This is a genomic window from Cronobacter muytjensii ATCC 51329 (assembly GCF_001277195.1).
In the GTDB taxonomy this organism is placed as follows: Bacteria; Pseudomonadota; Gammaproteobacteria; order Enterobacterales; family Enterobacteriaceae; genus Cronobacter; species Cronobacter muytjensii.
In genome coordinates this window covers 757683-774690 of sequence record NZ_CP012268.1, presented here as the reverse complement: position 1 = coordinate 774690, position 17008 = coordinate 757683, and the positions used below count along the sequence as shown (strand labels likewise).

The following is a 17008-nucleotide window of genomic DNA, read 5'->3' as shown; positions in this document are numbered from 1 at the left end:
CGCGGGCTTCAGAAAACAGGAAACGGCCCCTGCAGTGATCAGGAGCCGTTTTAGCTGTGCTACGCCTGTCTGTTAACGCGAAATCGCGTAGAGCGTGCCGTCTTTAGCCTGGATAAGGATCTTGTTATCCGCTACGACAGGCTCGGTCTGGAAGCCGGAGCTGTCCACTTTTTGCTGTGCCACGAAGCGGCCATTATCGGTATCCATCCAGTGCAGGTAGCCTTCGCTGTCGCCCACCACCAGCGATCCATTATAGAGCACCGGCGTGGTGAGGTTACGGTGCAGCAGCTGCGTCTGGGTCCAGAGCGTGACGCCGCCTTCCACATTCAGCGCCAGCACGTTATCGCTCTGGTCTACCAGGTAGATACGTCCGCCGTCAACGATGAAATCATTCACCGAGCCCAGCTCGCGTTTCCACATAATCTGACCGGAGCGCAGATCCAGCGCGGTCAGGTTACCGTTATACGCCAGCGCGTAAACCACGCCGTTAACGATAACCGGCGTCGTATCGACGTCGCTCAGACGATCGATTTCGGTTGCGCCCGTCGCCTGCGAAATGCGCTGCTGCCAGATCATCTGGCCGCGCTGCATCAGCACTGCGCTGACGCGGCCGTTATCGCCGCCGACAATCGCGGCGCCAAAGGCGGACGCCGGTGCGGATTCACCACGCAACGAGAGTGACGGCATATCCAGATTCACGGTCCATTTGATAGCGCCGTCGCTTTCGTTCAGCGCCTGCAACATGCCGTTGCTGGTATGAATCAGCACCATGCCGTCACTGACGACCGGGCGGGAGAGCGCTTCGCCCGCCACTTTGGTCTGCCAGGCGACAGAGCCGTCAGAGGTATTGAGCGCATAAACCTGCGCCTTTTCGCTGCCGACATACACATGCGCGCCAACGGCGGTCACACCGCCGGAGAGCAGCGCCGGACGGTTACGGGAGAAAAAGCCGGTTTTATCTGAGAGATCGACGCTCCAGATTTCTTTGCCATCCTGCGAATTCACTGCTTTTACGGTGCCACGACGGTCCGCCGCGTAGACGTTGCCATCAAGAAACGCCGGGTGCAGGTTAGAGTAAAAATCGCCAATCCCGCTCCCTACGGAGGTGTCCCAGGCGACTTCCGGTGCAAACTGGTTTTCAACGGTCGGCAGCGGCGACATTTTCACCACATCTTCTTCACCGCTAAACAGTGAGCAACCGCTTAACAGCGTGACGGAAAGCATCGCTGGCAGAACTAATTTACGCAATTGCATCGGGTCCCTCTCAGATGGACAAGTTATTAATTTTCATCTGCATCATATCGCCAAGCGCCGGGGAATTTTTATCATTCGCTCCTTTGCTCCAGGCATCACGCGCGCCCTGTTTATCGCCTTTACTCAGCAGCGCGTCGCCGCGCAAATCGGCTACCATCGCCGACCAGTTTTCGCCTTTCACGCTATCCAGGGTTTTCAGCGCGGCATCTGCCTGTTTCTGCTGGATCTGAATGCGCGCTAAGCGCAGGTTCATCAGCGAGCGCAGATTCTCGTCCTTCGCGTTCTCAATGCCCTGCTGCAACTGCTGCGCGGCTTTGTTGAGATCGTTTTTATCGACATAGCGCTGCGCCAGTTCTAGCGAGGCCAGCGCGCCGTAGCTGTTTTTGTTCTGGGCGACGAACTGCTCCGCCGCGCTCAGGGTTTTCGGATCGTCCGCGCGGACGTCAGTCATGACATTCTGATAGTGCAGCGACGCTTCGCGAGCGGTATCGACCTGCGAGCCGTTCCAGAAACGCCAGCCAACCAGCGCGCCAATCCCTAATACCACACCCACCGCCAGCGCTTTGCCATTTTCGGCAAAAAAACGCTTTACCGCGTCGAGCTGCTCGTTTTCGTTCTCGTAAATTTCCACGCAGTCCTTCTCCTTAACGATATGTCGCCGGGAAATCAGCCCAGCAGCGTCTGCAGATGCGCGGCCAGTTCGCTTTGCGCGAGCGCCTGTTGCTCACCTGAACGCAAATCTTTCACCACAACCTGACGATTGGCGACTTCGTCCTCGCCCAGAACCAGCGCGATGCGCGCGCCCCATTTGTCTGCGCGGGCGAACTGCTTCTTAAAGTTGCCACCGCCGTAGTTGGTCATCAGCTTGCAGCCCGGCAGCGCGTCACGAACCCGCTCGGCCAGCTGCATTGCTGCCGACTGCGCGCCGTTACCGGACGCAATCAGGTATATATCGACAACAGGATCCGCCGTAAATTCCGGATTTACCGCCTGAACCAGTAAAACGAGGCGTTCAAGGCCCATCGCGAAACCCACTGCCGGGGTCGCGCGGCCGCCTAACTGCTCGACCAGGCCGTCGTAACGGCCGCCCGCACAGACGGTGCCCTGCGAGCCGAGGCTCGTGGTGACCCACTCAAAGACGGTGCGGTTGTAATAGTCGAGGCCGCGTACGAGGCGCTGGTTGACGGTGTAAGTGATACCCGCGTCGTCGAGGAAAGCGCACAGGCCGGCGAAGTGCTCACGGGACGCTTCATCGAGATAATCGCCGAGCATCGGCGCGTCGTTTAACAGCGCCTGCACGTCCGGATTTTTGGAATCCAGCACGCGCAGCGGGTTTGAATACATGCGGCGTTTGCAGTCTTCATCGAGTTTATCGATGTGCTTCTCAAGAAACGCGATTAACGCATCGCGGTAATTCGCACGCGCTTCCAGCGAGCCGATAGAGTTCAGCTCCAGCGAAACGTGTTCGGCGATACCCAGCGTGCGCCACCAGCGCGCGGTCAGCATAATCAGTTCCGCGTCGATATCCGGGCCCTGCAGGCCAAACACTTCGGCGCCGAGCTGATGGAACTGGCGGTAGCGTCCTTTCTGTGGACGCTCATGACGGAACATCGGGCCGATGTACCACAAGCGTTGTTCCTGATTGTACAGCAGACCATGTTCGATGCCGGCGCGCACGCAGCCCGCGGTGCCTTCGGGGCGCAGAGTCAGGCTGTCGCCGTTGCGGTCCTCAAAGGTATACATCTCTTTTTCAACCACGTCGGTCACTTCACCAATAGCGCGTTTGAACAACGGGGTCTGCTCTACAATCGGCAAACGGATTTCGCTGTAACCGTAGCTGCCGAGCACCTGCTTGAGTGTGCCTTCAATGCGCTGCCAGATGGCGGTATCGCCCGGCAGGTAATCGTTCATGCCGCGGATGGCTTGAATGTTTTTTGCCACGTTTATTCTCTTTTTCTATACAAAAAATGAACCCGAAACAGACCGCTCCGGTGTGGCTGGGGCGGTTTGCGGGTTCAATCATACACGGGAAGCACGCCGCTTCCCACGTTTGCGTTATTTTTCCAGCTGCTGCACGCTGATGCGGCGGTTCTCATCCAGCATCGATGCCTTGGCGCGAATGCGGGCTTCCAGCTGTGCGATCATATCGTCGTTATCCAGACGATCTTTGCGCACGCCTTCTTCGTAAAAGCCGCTTTTCTTGTTGCCGCCAGTGACGCCAAGTGTTGATACCAGCGCTTCGCCAGGGCCATTCACCACGCAGCCGATAATCGAAACATCCATCGGCGTAATGATATCTTCCAGACGCTGCTCCAGCGCATTCACCGTACCTATAACGTCGAACTCCTGACGGGAACAGGTCGGGCAGGCGATGAAGTTAATGCCGCGGGAGCGAATACGCAGTGATTTCAGAATATCGAAACCGACTTTGATCTCCTCGACAGGATCGGCCGCGAGCGAAATACGCAGCGTGTCGCCGATCCCTTCGGAAAGCAGTAGCCCAAGGCCGATCGCGGATTTTACCGCGCCCGCGCGAGCGCCGCCCGCTTCGGTGATCCCGAGATGCAGCGGCTGATCGATCTGCTTCGCCAGCAGACGATAGGACTCTACCGCCAGGAATACGTCAGAGGCTTTCACGCTCACTTTAAATTGATCGAAGTTGAGGCGATCTAAATGATCGACGTGACGCATGGCGGATTCCAGCAACGCCTGCGGCGTCGGCTCGCCATATTTTTCCTGGAGATCTTTTTCAAGGGATCCGGCGTTAACGCCGATGCGGATCGGAATGTTTTTATCGCGCGCGCAGTCTACTACCGAGCGAATACGCTCTTCGTTACCGATATTGCCGGGATTAATGCGCAGGCAGTCGACGCCATATTCGGCGACTTTCAACGCGATGCGGTAGTCGAAGTGAATATCCGCGACCAGCGGAACGTTGACCTGCTGCTTGATGAGACGAAACGCCTCAGCGGCATCCATCGTCGGCACCGAGACGCGAACGATATCCGCGCCCACGCGCTCCAGTGCTTTAATTTGATTGACCGTCGCCTCGACATCCGTCGTGCGCGTATTGGTCATCGACTGTACGGCGATGGGCGCGCCATCGCCGATGGGGACGTTACCGACGAATATCCGTTTAGATTTTCTACGCTGAATGGGCGCTTCATTATGCATGACAAATCTCCCTCATTGCCCGTCTGTTACTGCGTTACTGATTGTTCGGCATTGAGGGTCAGACGTGCAACCTGGTTAGTTCTGATAAAACGGCTCAAATCCACCGGTTTGCCCTGGTACTGAATCTGCACTGCCGACGGCGCGCCGATTTTGAGACGGTACGGCGCCTCACCGGTCAGATTCAGATTAGTATCTTTACGTTGCAGACCGCTGAACAATTTCTTACCGGTCGCGTCTGTCACTTCAAGCCAGCAATCGGCGGTGAAATTCATCACCAGCGCGTTGGCGTCTGCGGCAGGTGCGGTAGAGGCCTGGCCGACAGGCAGCTGGCTTTGCGCGGCGTTTTGCTGCGCGGCGGTGTCGGTGGTCGCCTGACTCGGCGGTACCACGACCGGCTGCTGGCTTGCCGTATTCGGCGAAGGCATCGGCGTCGGCTGCGGGCTCGCAGAAGCGGTATTCTGAGTATCACCGGCTGGCAGATCCGCTGGCGGCGTCGCCTGATCCTGCGACGCGTCAGCGGTGGTATCGGTATTCAACGGAACGGACTGCGGGCTATTGGCCGCGTTCTGGCTCAGCTCTGCGCTGGACTGGTCAGCCATCGTGCTGATCTCTTCCTGCTGCGCTTTGTGGTTTTGCCACCACCAGGCGCCCGTCAGGCCGACCACAACAAAAAGCACAAGCCAGGTAAAGCTCATCAGCCAGCCGTCGCGTTTTTTACGGCTTTTGCCGAGCGCGTAGGTTTGCATCGGCGCGACCTGCGCGGTTCTCACCGGCGCCTGTTTGGCAAGCATCGGCAGCAGTTCTTCTTCCGGAACGTGCACCAGGCGCGCGTAGGAGCGGATATAGCCGCGCAGGAACGTGGAGGCCAGGTCCGCAGGCGCGTTGTCCTCTTCAATGTCACGGACAGTCGAAACCTTCAGGCATAAACGTTCCGCCACAACCTGTTGGCTGAGTCCCAGTTGTTCACGGGCAAGGCGCAGACGCTCACCCGTGGTGTGTGGTGCATTTTCTTCGTGAGTGGCTTCAGTATTCATTAGCTACAACTGCTGGTACTGTTTTCATTGAGGAACCTGGCACCGGCAGGAATAAGACAACGTTTCGCTGTCCTGTCTGCCCATACCGCGAAATCATTCTCATCGGACACACGCACTGCGCGTCATCCGTTACCCGTTCCCGTATTTTAACGCCTCAGACGGCGCGCTGCCGCAGGCGATAATCAGAAACGTTAGTTAACCATAGCCAGCTTTTTATCCGGTGTCTGTTAAGTCGCGCCAGATAAGCCAGAAAGCCCCAGCTAACATGTTGTTGCGACGCTACATACTGCCTTAAAGCGCAGAGAAACGCACCGTAATTATTCACCACGGGCGCTTCTTTACGCAGCAATCGCTGCGCCTGCGCCAGAACTGGTCACGCGATAGCCTGCCCGCGTGACCTTACAGGCTTTGTATTGCCTGTCAGACTGCTTTGACAGCGATAGGTTCACCCTGCATGCGCTTGCGCAGGGTGCGTTTGGTACGGTCGATAACATCGCCCGCCAGCTGCCCGCAGGCCGCGTCGATATCATCGCCGCGCGTTTTACGCACGATAGTCGTAAAGCCGTAGCTCATCAGCACCTTAGAGAAGCGATCGATACGGCTGTTGGAGCTGCGGCCATACGGCGCGCCCGGGAACGGGTTCCACGGGATCAGGTTGATTTTGCACGGCGTATCTTTCAGCAGTTCAGCCAGCTGATGCGCGTGTTCGGTACCGTCGTTCACGTGATCCAGCATCACATACTCGATGGTCACGCGGCCCTGGTTGGCGTTAGATTTTCCAATATAACGACGTACGGCGGCGAGGAACGTTTCGATGTTGTACTTCTTGTTGATAGGTACGATTTCATCGCGGATTTCATCGTTCGGAGCGTGCAGCGAAATAGCCAGCGCCACGTCTATCATATCGCCAAGTTTGTCTAACGCAGGCACCACGCCCGAGGTGGAGAGCGTCACGCGGCGTTTGGAAAGTCCAAAGCCAAAATCGTCGAGCATGATTTCCATCGCCGGCACCACGTTGGTGAGGTTCAGCAGCGGTTCGCCCATCCCCATCATCACCACGTTGGTGATAGGACGCTGGCCAGTCACTTTGGCCGCGCCGATAATTTTCGCCGCGCGCCACACCTGACCGATAATTTCCGACACGCGCAGGTTGCGGTTAAAGCCCTGCTGCGCAGTCGAGCAGAATTTGCACTCCAGCGCGCAGCCCACCTGCGAAGAAACGCACAGCGTGGCGCGATCGTCTTCAGGGATATAGACCGTCTCAACGCGCTGATCGCCGACCGCAATCGCCCATTTGATGGTGCCATCGGAAGAGCGCTGCTCTTCGACCACTTCCGGCGCCCGGATTTCCGCCACTTCCTTGAGCTTTCCGCGCAGCACTTTGTTGATGTCGGTCATCTCATCGAAATCATCGCTGCAATAGTGATACATCCATTTCATCACCTGATCGGCGCGAAACGGCTTTTCACCCAGAGTTTTGAAGAACTCGCGCATTTCCTGGCGGTTCAGATCGAGGAGGTTAATTTTTTCAGATTTAATAGCAGGCGCTGCTGAGTCAGTCTCAGGCGTGACAATGTGTTCAGACATATTCGATCCTGGCCTCGTTGTTACACGTTACGGCCTCTGGAGGGTTGATAAAAAAAGACGCCCCGGTAAGAGCAGGCTCATCCGGGGCGCAGCATTGTACAAATTCTATGGCAGTGACGCCACGGCTTAAAGCGACATCATGAAAATAAAATGTAAATGTCGCTTTGCCGTTTCGCTACATTAGCGAGTGCGCGGGCAGATTTCGCCTTCGCCGAAGAAATAAGCGATTTCGCGGTTAGCGGACTCAACGGAATCGGAACCGTGGGTGCCGTTTTCGGTAAAGCTGTCCGCGTAATCAGCGCGCAGGGTGCCTGCCAGCGCGTTAGCCGGGTTAGTCGCGCCCAGCAGATCGCGATGACGCTGTACCGCGTTTTCGCTTTCCAGAACGGAAACCACGATAGGGCCAGAGGTCATGAATTCCACCAGGCCGTCGAAGAACGGTTTGCCTTCGTGCTCAGCGTAGAAGCCACGCGCCTGCTCAACGGACAGGTGCAGCATTTTGGTGCCGATGATTTTGAAGCCAGCGGATTCAAAACGCGCGAAAATGCTGCCGATAACGTTTTTAGCGACTGCGTTCGGCTTGATGATGGAAAAAGTGCGCTCAATTGCCATGATTACCTCTGTAAGTTGTTCTGTTTGCCCGACAGGCCAGTTTAGAATTGGCGCCGATTATAATGAGCAACGTTATCCTTGCCTACAGTTAGGGGTAACATTTTTTTAAAATAATATTACCTTCGGCAACACTTAATGTCGAAAGCGCAGTTTTTACCCCTCTTCGGTTATTCCACGCGGAACTGCGCGGCGGCAATCTGTCCGGCCTCATCCATCAGCAACACCTGATAGTCGCCGCTCCCGGTAAATGTCAGCGTCACGCTGTCGCCCTCTTTTTCCAGCGGTTCGCCGTTCAAAAACCACCAGTGACGCCCGCCGCCGCCCTGACTGCGTAGCGGTAAGGAGAGCGAGGCTTGCCCTGGCAGTCGCTTCAGAACGGCGCCTTCGCGCACGCCGGTCAGCAGCAGCGGCGCCAAATCCTGCTGATGTACAGGCGGACACTGCGCGGAGACCGGCGGCAGGCGCGCGGCCCGCCGTTCGCCCGGCGGCAGCCACGGTTCAAGCGGCAGCGGCCAGAGCAGCAGCCGGCTTTCAGCGACGTGTGGACAATCCGCCGCCACCCGCTCGCCTTTCTCGTTCAGCCACAGCGGGAACTGAATGCCGCGGCTGCCCTCCTGCCCGTCGGCAAGCAGCGTCGGTGGCTCGCTGTTATCCAGCAGCCACGTCGATAACCGGCGGCGACAGTTAGTGTCGCCTGGGGGCAGATGCTGCCCGCCCGGCCAGCAGATAGTTCCTGAAGACACCGATGCCGGGCGCGGATCGACCGGCTCCCGGGCCTGCTGCACCGCCGAGGCGGCGCCCGCCTGCAGCAAATTATTGACCTGGTTAAGCACCGGTACGGCGCTGGCAAAGCCGAACTGCCCGGCGACAGGCGTCGCATCCGGGCGTCCCGTCCAGACGCCAATCAGGTAGCGCGACGTGACGCCCACCGCCCAGGCGTCGCGGTAGCCGTAGCTGGTGCCGGTTTTCCAGGCAAGCGGCACCACCTGCGGCAGCGAGCCGTCCGGCAGCGGTTGCGCCTCGTTAGCAAGAATACGGCGGATAATCCATGCAGCGCCCGGCGACATTAGCGGTCGCTCCAGCAGCGGATCCCCCTTCACCACGCGCAGGCGCGCCGCCTGACCGTGACGGGCGAATGCGCTGTACGCCGCCACAATTTCATCAAGACGAGCACCCGCGCCGCCCAGAATGACCGCCAGGCTCGGCTGCGCCGTCGGCGGGAAGCGCAGCGCCAGCCCGACGTTACGCAACCGGGCCGTAAAGCGCTTCGGCCCGTAGGCTTCCAGCACCTGCACCGCCGGCAGATTAAGCGATCGCACCAGCGCCTCGCTCATGCTGACCGGGCCGTTAAAGCCGCTGTCAAAGTTGCCGGGACGATAGTCGCCGAAACGGCGCGGCACATCCTGCAACAGCGACGCTGGATGGATCAGCCCTTCATCGAGCGCGAGCCCGTAAACGAACGGCTTTAACACCGAGCCCGGCGAGCGGATGGCCGTCACCATATCGACATGCCCGAAGCGCGCGTCGTCGTTGATATCCGCCGAGCCGACCCAGCCGCGTACTTCCATTGTGGTGTGGTCGACCACGAGAATGGCAAGTGAGGTACGGGCCGGGAGACGGCCCTTCCAGTTGAGCGCGAGATCTTCCAGCTGGCGCTGTAGCCCTGCGTCGAGCGTGGTGGTGATTTTGGTTTCACGCCGCTGGGTGACAAGGCGGCGTGAGAGCAATGGCGCAAGCTGCGGCATCTGTCGTGGCGCAAGCCACACGGGCTCCTCCAGCGACTCCCGCACCTGTTTCTCGCTCCAGACGCCTTGCGTCGCCATACGGCGCAGGACTTTATCGCGTGCCGCCTGGGCGCGATCCGGCCAGCGGTCCGGACGCAGACGGCTCGGCGCCTGCGGCAGCACCGCCAGCAGCGCGGCGTCGGAATAGCTCAGCCGCGAAGGCGGCTTGCCGAGATAGACCCAGCTCGCGGCACCGATGCCCTGCAGCGTGCCGCCAAACGGCGCGCGATTCAGATACAGCGTGAGAATGTCCGCTTTCGAGAGATGCCATTCAAGCTGCATCGCCCGCCACACCTGGCGCAGCTTGCCGCCGAAGGTGCGCGGATGCGGATCCAGGAGGCGCGCAACCTGCATCGTCAGCGTGCTGCCGCCGGAGACGACCGAGCCGGAGCGGAGATCCTGCCAGGCCGCGCGGGCGATGGCGAGCGGGTTGATGCCGGGGTGACGCCAGAACCAGCGGTCTTCATAGTTCAGCAGCGCCTCAAGATAGCGCGGCGACACATCCTCAATGGTGACGGGGTAGCGCCAGATACCGTTTTTATCGGCGAAGCGCCACAGCGGCGTACCGTCCTGCGCCACCACCACGCGTGCGGGCTGCACCTCATACAGCGGCAGCGGCCAGAGTTTATCGGCAAGCCACAGCGCGGCGCACAATAAAAGCGGCGCCGCCGCCAGAATCATCCAGCGGCGGCGCCTTTTCAACAGGCTTTTAATCACAGCTCACCTGTCAGGGGTAGATAGTCAGCGCAGGGATAGTCGCACCAGTCGCGCGCCATTGCGGCACGTACATCGACTCCACCTGTGGTGCCGGCACTTTATAAGTGCCCGGCGTGACCGCGCGCGCCATATAAACCAGCGTGGCGTTCATGCCCTCATTCACAGGCAGTGCGGCGACGAAGCGATCATCGCGGAACTCCATATGTTGAATATCCATCTGCTGCATGCGGCTGATAAGTTCACCCGCCTCGCCACTGGCGCTGCTCAGGCTGGCGCTGGCGTTAGCGAGGTTCTGGTTTTCCAGTTCAAGCCCGGCAGGCAGCAGATCAACTACCAGCGCGTCAGGCACCGTTTTTTCCGCCCAGACGTTCAGCCACACCATCACCAGTTCACCGCTCTTCAGGCTCGATAGCGACACCGACTCGCCCTTGCTGTTGAGGTAATGGCGCTCAATATGCAGTACGTTGCCGGCAGGCTGTGGCGCGGCGTCCGGATACCCCTGGCTGTCGAGACGCAACCAGAGCGGAGTCTGGGCCGTGTTGGTCACCTGCAATGCACTGAGCTTGTCGGCGTCCAGCGCCACGCTCTGCGCTTTGTCTCCGCTCATGAACTGTCCGGCAAGCGTGGTTTGCGCCTGCCAGTCGCCCGGCTGGTTCACCAGGTTGCGGCCCGCCAGGAACAGCGCGTTGCTTTCCTGCGTAGAGAGCCAGCGCTCGCCGTACGCCTCATCAGAGAGCGCAGACAGCAGCGTGCTCTGCTGGTCGGGCTGCAGGTTATATTCCTGCAGCAGGCTCAGCTTCAGCGCGTCGTCACGCAGGTCGCTGCCGTAGTCGCCAAGCCAGCCGAGGTTGCGTGGACGCTCGGTTTTCACACCCAGATCCAGCGCGGCTTTGCTGCGCGGCGCATCGCCCATCAGTTTCAGGGCGACGCCAAGCTGCAGCAGCGGCAGACCGCCGCCCGCTTGTGCGCGATGCTCCCAGGCGTCACGCAACGCGCCGAGCGGCGCTTTCTGCTGACGCGCCAGCACCAGTCCGGCATAAGCCTGCACCGCAAAGCGCGAAGCCGCGTTATTTTCGCTGTAGCGCAGCGCGATGGTGCCCGGATCCTGCAGGTAACGCAGCAGGCGCGCATTGGCTTTATTCAGCGCATCTGCAGGTACGCTGTACCCCTGCTCGCCCGCGCGCACAAGGAAATCGGTCACGTAGGCGGTCGCCCAGAACTCTTCCGGACTTTCTTTATCCCACAAACCGAAGCCGCCCTCCTCGCGCTGCATCTCCAGCAGGCGGGCGATGCCGATATCCACCGCCGCGCGGCGCTGCTCGTCGGTATCGCCTTTGATACCGAGCGCTTTCAACTGCGCGGCGCTGGTATAAAGCGACGGGAACAGACCGCTGGTAGTCTGCTCAAGGCAGCCGTAAGGATAGGCGCGCAACTCTTCAATATAACGCGCGATATTGAGCGGCGGGCGACCGCTTAACAGCAACCGCCCCTCAAGCGTCGAGGCGTTCAGCCCTTGCAGGTGCGAAGCCGGAACGGTCCAGATTTCACCCGGGCGCAGCATCGCTCCGCTGTTAATAGTTTGCGCCGGATACGCCGGACGTACGCCGATTTTCCATTCCCGCTTGAGCGGCGCGAAACGCTCGCCCGGCAGCGACAGGCCCGTGATCTGCGCCTCTATCGCCCCGTCGCCGAAGCCTTCACTGGCAGCGACCGGTACAAACAGGGTTGTGCGCCCGCCCGCTTTCAGGCTCACCTGCTGAGAAGTCTGCGCGTCAAGACGCACCAGCCCGCTGGCGCTGAAGTTGACGTTAAGCTGCTGCGGCTGCTCCGTCAGGTTGGTGACGTCCAGCGCCAGGCGCGAGATGTCGCCGCCCGCGAGGAAGCGCGGCGTGCTCATCTCAGCGATCACCGGCGCGGCCACAATCACTTTGCTTTCACCGCTGCCGAAGCGATCGTCGCTCCAGGCCTGCGCCATGACGCGCAGTTCGCCATTAAAGTCGCCAACCGGCAGCGTAATTGTGCCTTCGCCCTGCGCGTTTAACTGCACCGGCACCGCCTGTTCGGCGATGATGGTGACATGGTTAACCGGCGGTTTACCGCCACGGTTCAGCTCATCGCCGTCGCCGCCGAAGCGCAGCGCCGCCAGACGTCCCTGGCCTTCAATCACCTGGCCGTAGATATCATAAATATCCGCGCCATAGCGTTTCTTGCCAAAGAAGCCGCGCCACGGGTCTGGCGTGACGTAATCGGTAATGTTCAGTACGCCGCTGTCTACTGCCGAGACCAGTACGTTGATCTGCTTCGGCAGCTCGCCGTTTTTCACGCTGGCTTTCACTTTCACCGACAGCGTGCTGTCCGGGCGCATTTTGGCAGGCGTGTCCAGCGTCAGGTTCAGGCGGCGGTTTTCATCGCCCATCGGCAGATGCAGCAGGCCGACCGCGCGTTTTTGCGTCGCGGAACGGGATTTGTCGCCGGGGCGCACGACCAGCGTGCTGAGGTAAAGATCGTGACGCTTCCAGACTTTATCGACCGGAATGTCCAGATCAAGCCCTTTCTCCGGCACGTCTATCTCCTGCCACCACAGCGGGCCTTCAGAGGATTCCACCATCGCATAGCCTTTGCCTGCGGCTGGCGCGGCAATGTGCAGCTTGATGGTGTCGCCCGGCTGGTAGAACGGTTTGTCGATTTTCAGCGTGACGCGATCCGGTCGCGGCGCGCTGGCGCCATCGCTGTTGTCCTGCCAGCTGTAACCGGCCCAGAAGCGCATGCTGCTGACCAGTTCGTCAGGCGATACCACTTCAAGGCGATAAGAGCCCCACTCCACCGGGAAAGACACTTTGCCGGTTTCGCCCGCCGCCAGATCGATAGTCTGCTCGGCTTCCACCAGATCTTTTTGATCGAACTGCGACAGCCAGCCTTCAGAATCTGACCAATTCCAGTAGTAGTCGCGGCGCTCGCGCACCAGACGCACTTTCAGCCCTTTCACGGCGATTTTTTCGCCCTGCGCGTTGGCATAGACGATATCGAAACCGGCGCTGCCGTTTTCATCGACCATCGGCTGGTTAACGGTGTCGTCGGTACGGTAGTCATAAACCGCTTTTTCGCCAAACTGCGGACGAATGCCCACCAGCGCGTCGGCGGGCCAGATGGCCTGTTCGGCGCGGCGAGTCACCGGGCGACCGCCCGATTCCAGCAGGCTCGCCTGCACAATAAAGCGCAGCGGAGAACGCGCGTCCTGCCACTGACTTTCGGTGGAGACCTGCGCCACACCGGCGTCATCAAGATTTAGCTGGACTTCATCCAGGCTGCGGGAGAGGTTCTCCTCCGCAATGTTGCCGAACTGGAAACCCGGCAGCTGCGGCACCGCGTCACGTAGCGGACGCAGATAGAGTTGCCCCTGCACGCTGTTGCCTGCCGCAGGCGCACCGTAGAGGTAGTGTCCTTCAATGCCGATATTTACGGTATCGGCAGGCGCCAGCGGCGCTTTCTGCACATTAAGATTGAGCGCCATGCGCTCCGGCATGAAGTCTTCAACCTGGAACAGCCAGTTGCGGTTCTGGTTGTCGCCCGTGTTGGCGCGAATGACCCACTGACCGGTCGCGGCCCGATCGTCCAGCGTCCAGGTGAGCTGATAAAGCCCGTTGTTCGGCTCGACTACCTGCGTGCGCGCCACCTGGCCGTCCGGGCGAACCACTTCGAATTTCACCGGCTGCGCCGAAAGCGGTTTGCCGTCGCTGTCGCGCAGCAGACCGTTAACGATCACCGTTTCGCCAGGGCGATAGAGATCGCGTGGGCCAAACATAAAGAACTGTTTGCTGAAGCCGCGCTCGCCGCCGGTATCGAACTCCGCCAGATCGAGCGCAGGGAGGTTGAGATCGAGCATCGTCGTCTGCTCGCCCATCCGGGCCAGCACCAGCGCCGCCTCTTTCGGGTTGTCGAGACGCGCGTGGCCGGTATTGTCGCTGGTTGCCTCCGCCAGCGTCTGCCCTTTGTCGTTTAAGAGACGCACCTCCACACCGCTTTGCGCCGCGCCGTTCTCCAGGCTCTGGGTGAAAATATCCATGCGATCATGATAGCGGTGCAGCGAAAGACCGACGTCGCTCAGCGTAAAGAGCGTCGCGGCGTTACTGTAATTGTAATGCCCCGCCTGATTCATCACCGCCAGATAGACGCCCGGCTGTTGCAGCGGCTTGATATCGCTTAACGGCAGCAGCAGTTTTTCGCGCGTGTTGCGCGCCGGGTTGAGGTCAAACCGCCCGGTATAGACCAGATCCGCCATTTTCAGCAGCTGGTCAGATTCCCAGTTGCTGAGCGAATTACGGTACTCCCACTGGCTGACCATCGCCGCCAGAGATTCCGGCTTCACCCGATAAAAGTTAACGTCAACGCTTGAGATATTGAGCGCCATGACCGGCAGCCCCTGCACGACTTTGGTCGGCAGCAGCGAGCCGCGGCTGGCGAAACCGACGCTCGGCGCGATATCGCGCGTGGTCAGGGTTTTCTCATAAGCCATGCCGAACGACGCTTTATTGAGCGCCAGCAGTTCGCGATCGACGCTCAGCACCAGTTCGCGGTTAGGCTCAAGGTGGCGCAGACGCAGCTCTTTTAAATTCGGGGCAAGCTCCCAGGCGCCGTCCACCTTGCCATCTTTTTTATCGACAAGATGCACCACGCGGCCAAAATCCTGGTTGGGATCGAGCGGCACGGAGAAGGTCAGCACCAGCGTGCTGGCGCCGTCGAGCTGGATCTCGGAAGCATCCTGGAGTTTGAGAGGCTTACCGGCGCTTTGCTGCGCCAGTTTTTGCAGGTCGGCTGCCTGGGGCTTAGCCGCAGGCGCGGCGCTGCTTTGGGCAGCCGGCGAGGATGCATCGGCGGAAGCACTTTCCTTGTCGTCGCACCCGCCGAGAGTGAAAGACGCCAGTAACGCTGTCGCGATGACAGCCAGACGCAGTGATTTCATAGTTTTCCCTGGCCATCGCGGCCGTCGGTTCCGGTAACGGCGGCTATTATGCTTAAAAGTGATGACAACAAAAACCACCAAAAATGAATAGCGGACGATGCTTTGCAAATTCTCTGCAACGGCCTGCAAAACGCTGTTCGCTCCCGTCCTTCTCTTCAGCTGTTACCGCGATCACAACGCGTAACGTTACATGTTACCTTTTGAGTTATTTGTTTTTAAAACAATCAGATAACTGGATTACCCACGCGGCGGATTGCTACCTTTGAGCGGTGCCTCTGCGCAACAGGTGATGTAGCCAGACGCGTTTAGCCAGACGATAAAAAAGAGAGAGCTAAATGAAATACGCCGTGAACGCCTTACAAAATTTTGGAAAGTCCCTTTACGGACCCGTATTGATATTACCGATAGTCGGCCTGTTTATCGCGTTCGGCAACGTGCTGGGCAACGGCAGTCTTGCAGAGTATCTGCCTTTTCTCGGTCATCCGGCGCTGCAGCAGACCGGGCAGCTTATCGCCAAATCGGCGGTATCGGTGCTGGCGAACCTGGCGCTGGTATTCGCGGTCGGCATTCCCATTGGCCTTGCGTCACGTGACAAAGGCTATGCGGCGCTGACAGGCCTTGTGACTTTTATTGTTTTTATCAACGCCATGAGCGTGACGCTACAGATCCAGGGCGAACTCGCGCCCGCCGACCAGATGCGCGCGGCCGGGCAAAGTATGGTGCTTGGCGTACAGGTGCTGGAGATGGGCGTGTTCGCGGGCATTCTTACCGGCGCGCTCTCCGGCTGGCTCTATAACCGCTACTCCGGCGTGCAGTTTTCCGGCGCGATGGCGATTTACTCCGGCCACTGTTTTGTCGCCATCATTATGCTGCCGGTGTCAATGGTGCTGGGCGTGGTGATGAGCGAACTGTGGCCCTTCGCCCAGCACGGCATCAGCACGATGGCGCTGGCTATTAAAGGCGCGGGCCCGTTTGGCGTGGCGGTGTATGGCTTCCTTGAACGCATCCTGGTGCCAACCGGCCTGCATCATCTGGTCTACACGCCGTTCCTTTATACCGAGCTTGGCGGCACGCAGGAGGTGTGCGGCACGGTCTATCAGGGCGCGCGCAACATTTATTTTGCCGAAATGGCCTGTCCTTCCGTCACGCAGCTAAGTTCGACGGTTGTGTGGGACGCGCGCGGCATCAGCAAAATGTTCGGTCTGCCCGCCGCCGCGCTCGCGATGTATATGACGGCGAAGCCGGAGCGTAAAGCCGCCGCCAAAGCCATTCTCATCCCGGCGGCGCTGACGTCGCTGCTGGTCGGCGTCACCGAGCCTATCGAATTTTCATTCCTGTTTATCGCGCCGCTGCTGTTTGTGGTGCACGCGGTGCTGACCGGGATCGGCATGATGCTCTTTTATCTGCTCGACGTTCACGCCATCGGCGCTAACGGCATTATCGATTTCATTCTCTACAACCTGCCGCTTGGCACGGAAAAATCGAACTGGCCGATGTACCTGCTGGTGGGGCTCATCATGGCGGCGCTCTATTTCACGGTGTTCCGCTTCCTGATCCTGCGTTTCAACATGAAAACACCCGGGCGCGAAGAGGAGAACGAAGAGACGCGGCTCTACAGCAAGCAGGAGTACCTGGCGAAAGGCGCTAATGACGGCCTCAGCGAAGCGATTATCGAAGGTCTGGGCGGCCGGACCAATATCGAAGTGGTGGATAACTGTTATACGCGGCTGCGCGTCACGGTGCGCGACGTCGCCGCTATCGATGAACCCCGACTAAAAGCCACGGGCGCGAAAGGGGTGATTAAACAAGGTAATAACGTTCAGGTGGTCTACGGGCTACATGTGAAAAAGATGCGTGAAGCAGTCGAAATGTTTCTCTGACAGGAG

Annotated in this window: 10 protein-coding genes; 1 reads left to right on the top strand and 9 read right to left on the bottom strand. The window is 59.4% G+C overall.

The features are described from left to right. Window positions 1–72: 72 nt before the first annotated feature. The 9 genes from bamB to AFK63_RS03590 all read right to left on the bottom strand — a co-directional run bounded on the left by bamB (window position 73) and on the right by AFK63_RS03590 (window position 15122). Complete coding sequence (gene bamB, locus AFK63_RS03630; RefSeq protein ID WP_038861289.1) at window positions 73–1254, bottom strand: outer membrane protein assembly factor BamB; 1182 nt, start codon at window positions 1252–1254, stop codon at window positions 73–75. A 10-nt stretch (window positions 1255–1264) separates the two neighbouring features. Next, window positions 1265–1885, bottom strand: a complete 621-nt coding sequence (locus AFK63_RS03625) for a YfgM family protein (RefSeq protein WP_038861288.1) — start codon at window positions 1883–1885, stop codon at window positions 1265–1267. Between the two features lie 35 nt (window positions 1886–1920). Next, on the bottom strand, window positions 1921–3195 hold the full coding sequence (gene hisS / locus AFK63_RS03620; RefSeq protein ID WP_038861287.1) for a histidine--tRNA ligase: 1275 nt from the start codon (window positions 3193–3195) through the stop codon (window positions 1921–1923). Window positions 3196–3309: 114 nt separating this feature from the next. After that, the gene (gene ispG / locus AFK63_RS03615; RefSeq protein WP_038861286.1) at window positions 3310–4428 is read right to left on the bottom strand and encodes a flavodoxin-dependent (E)-4-hydroxy-3-methylbut-2-enyl-diphosphate synthase; all 1119 of its coding nucleotides are present in this window, start codon (window positions 4426–4428) and stop codon (window positions 3310–3312) included. Window positions 4429–4454: 26 nt separating this feature from the next. Then, complete coding sequence (gene rodZ / locus AFK63_RS03610) at window positions 4455–5462, bottom strand: cytoskeleton protein RodZ (RefSeq protein WP_038861285.1); 1008 nt, start codon at window positions 5460–5462, stop codon at window positions 4455–4457. Between the two features lie 420 nt (window positions 5463–5882). Next, on the bottom strand, window positions 5883–7049 hold the full coding sequence (locus tag AFK63_RS03605; RefSeq protein ID WP_038861284.1) for a bifunctional tRNA (adenosine(37)-C2)-methyltransferase TrmG/ribosomal RNA large subunit methyltransferase RlmN: 1167 nt from the start codon (window positions 7047–7049) through the stop codon (window positions 5883–5885). Window positions 7050–7229: 180 nt separating this feature from the next. Beyond that, window positions 7230–7661 carry a nucleoside-diphosphate kinase gene (gene ndk, locus AFK63_RS03600; RefSeq protein WP_007712751.1) on the bottom strand — a complete coding sequence of 144 codons (432 nt, stop codon included), beginning with the start codon at window positions 7659–7661 and terminating at the stop codon, window positions 7230–7232. Between the two features lie 167 nt (window positions 7662–7828). After that, the gene (gene pbpC, locus AFK63_RS03595; protein WP_237584620.1) at window positions 7829–10126 is read right to left on the bottom strand and encodes a peptidoglycan glycosyltransferase PbpC; all 2298 of its coding nucleotides are present in this window, start codon (window positions 10124–10126) and stop codon (window positions 7829–7831) included. A 46-nt stretch (window positions 10127–10172) separates the two neighbouring features. Beyond that, a complete protein-coding gene (locus AFK63_RS03590) occupies window positions 10173–15122 on the bottom strand; it encodes an alpha-2-macroglobulin family protein (RefSeq protein ID WP_038861280.1) in 4950 nt (1649 codons plus the stop codon). A 335-nt stretch (window positions 15123–15457) separates the two neighbouring features. Here AFK63_RS03590 and AFK63_RS03585 point away from each other — a divergent pair, with 335 nt between their 5' ends. Further along, window positions 15458–17002: a PTS transporter subunit EIIC gene (locus AFK63_RS03585; RefSeq protein ID WP_038861279.1), complete on the top strand. Its 1545-nt coding sequence runs from the start codon at window positions 15458–15460 to the stop codon at window positions 17000–17002. Window positions 17003–17008: the final 6 nt, after the last annotated feature.

Coding starts and splice junctions, on each gene's coding strand:
- bamB (WP_038861289.1), bottom strand. CDS start 1,254: ATGCAATTGCGTAAATTAGTTCTGCCAGCGATGCTTTCCGTCACGCTG.
- ispG (WP_038861286.1), bottom strand. CDS start 4,428: ATGCATAATGAAGCGCCCATTCAGCGTAGAAAATCTAAACGGATATTC.
- rodZ (WP_038861285.1), bottom strand. CDS start 5,462: ATGAATACTGAAGCCACTCACGAAGAAAATGCACCACACACCACGGGT.
- AFK63_RS03605 (WP_038861284.1), bottom strand. CDS start 7,049: ATGTCTGAACACATTGTCACGCCTGAGACTGACTCAGCAGCGCCTGCT.
- ndk (WP_007712751.1), bottom strand. CDS start 7,661: ATGGCAATTGAGCGCACTTTTTCCATCATCAAGCCGAACGCAGTCGCT.
- pbpC (WP_237584620.1), bottom strand. CDS start 10,126: ATGATTCTGGCGGCGGCGCCGCTTTTATTGTGCGCCGCGCTGTGGCTT.
- AFK63_RS03590 (WP_038861280.1), bottom strand. CDS start 15,122: ATGAAATCACTGCGTCTGGCTGTCATCGCGACAGCGTTACTGGCGTCT.
- AFK63_RS03585 (WP_038861279.1), top strand. CDS start 15,458: ATGAAATACGCCGTGAACGCCTTACAAAATTTTGGAAAGTCCCTTTAC.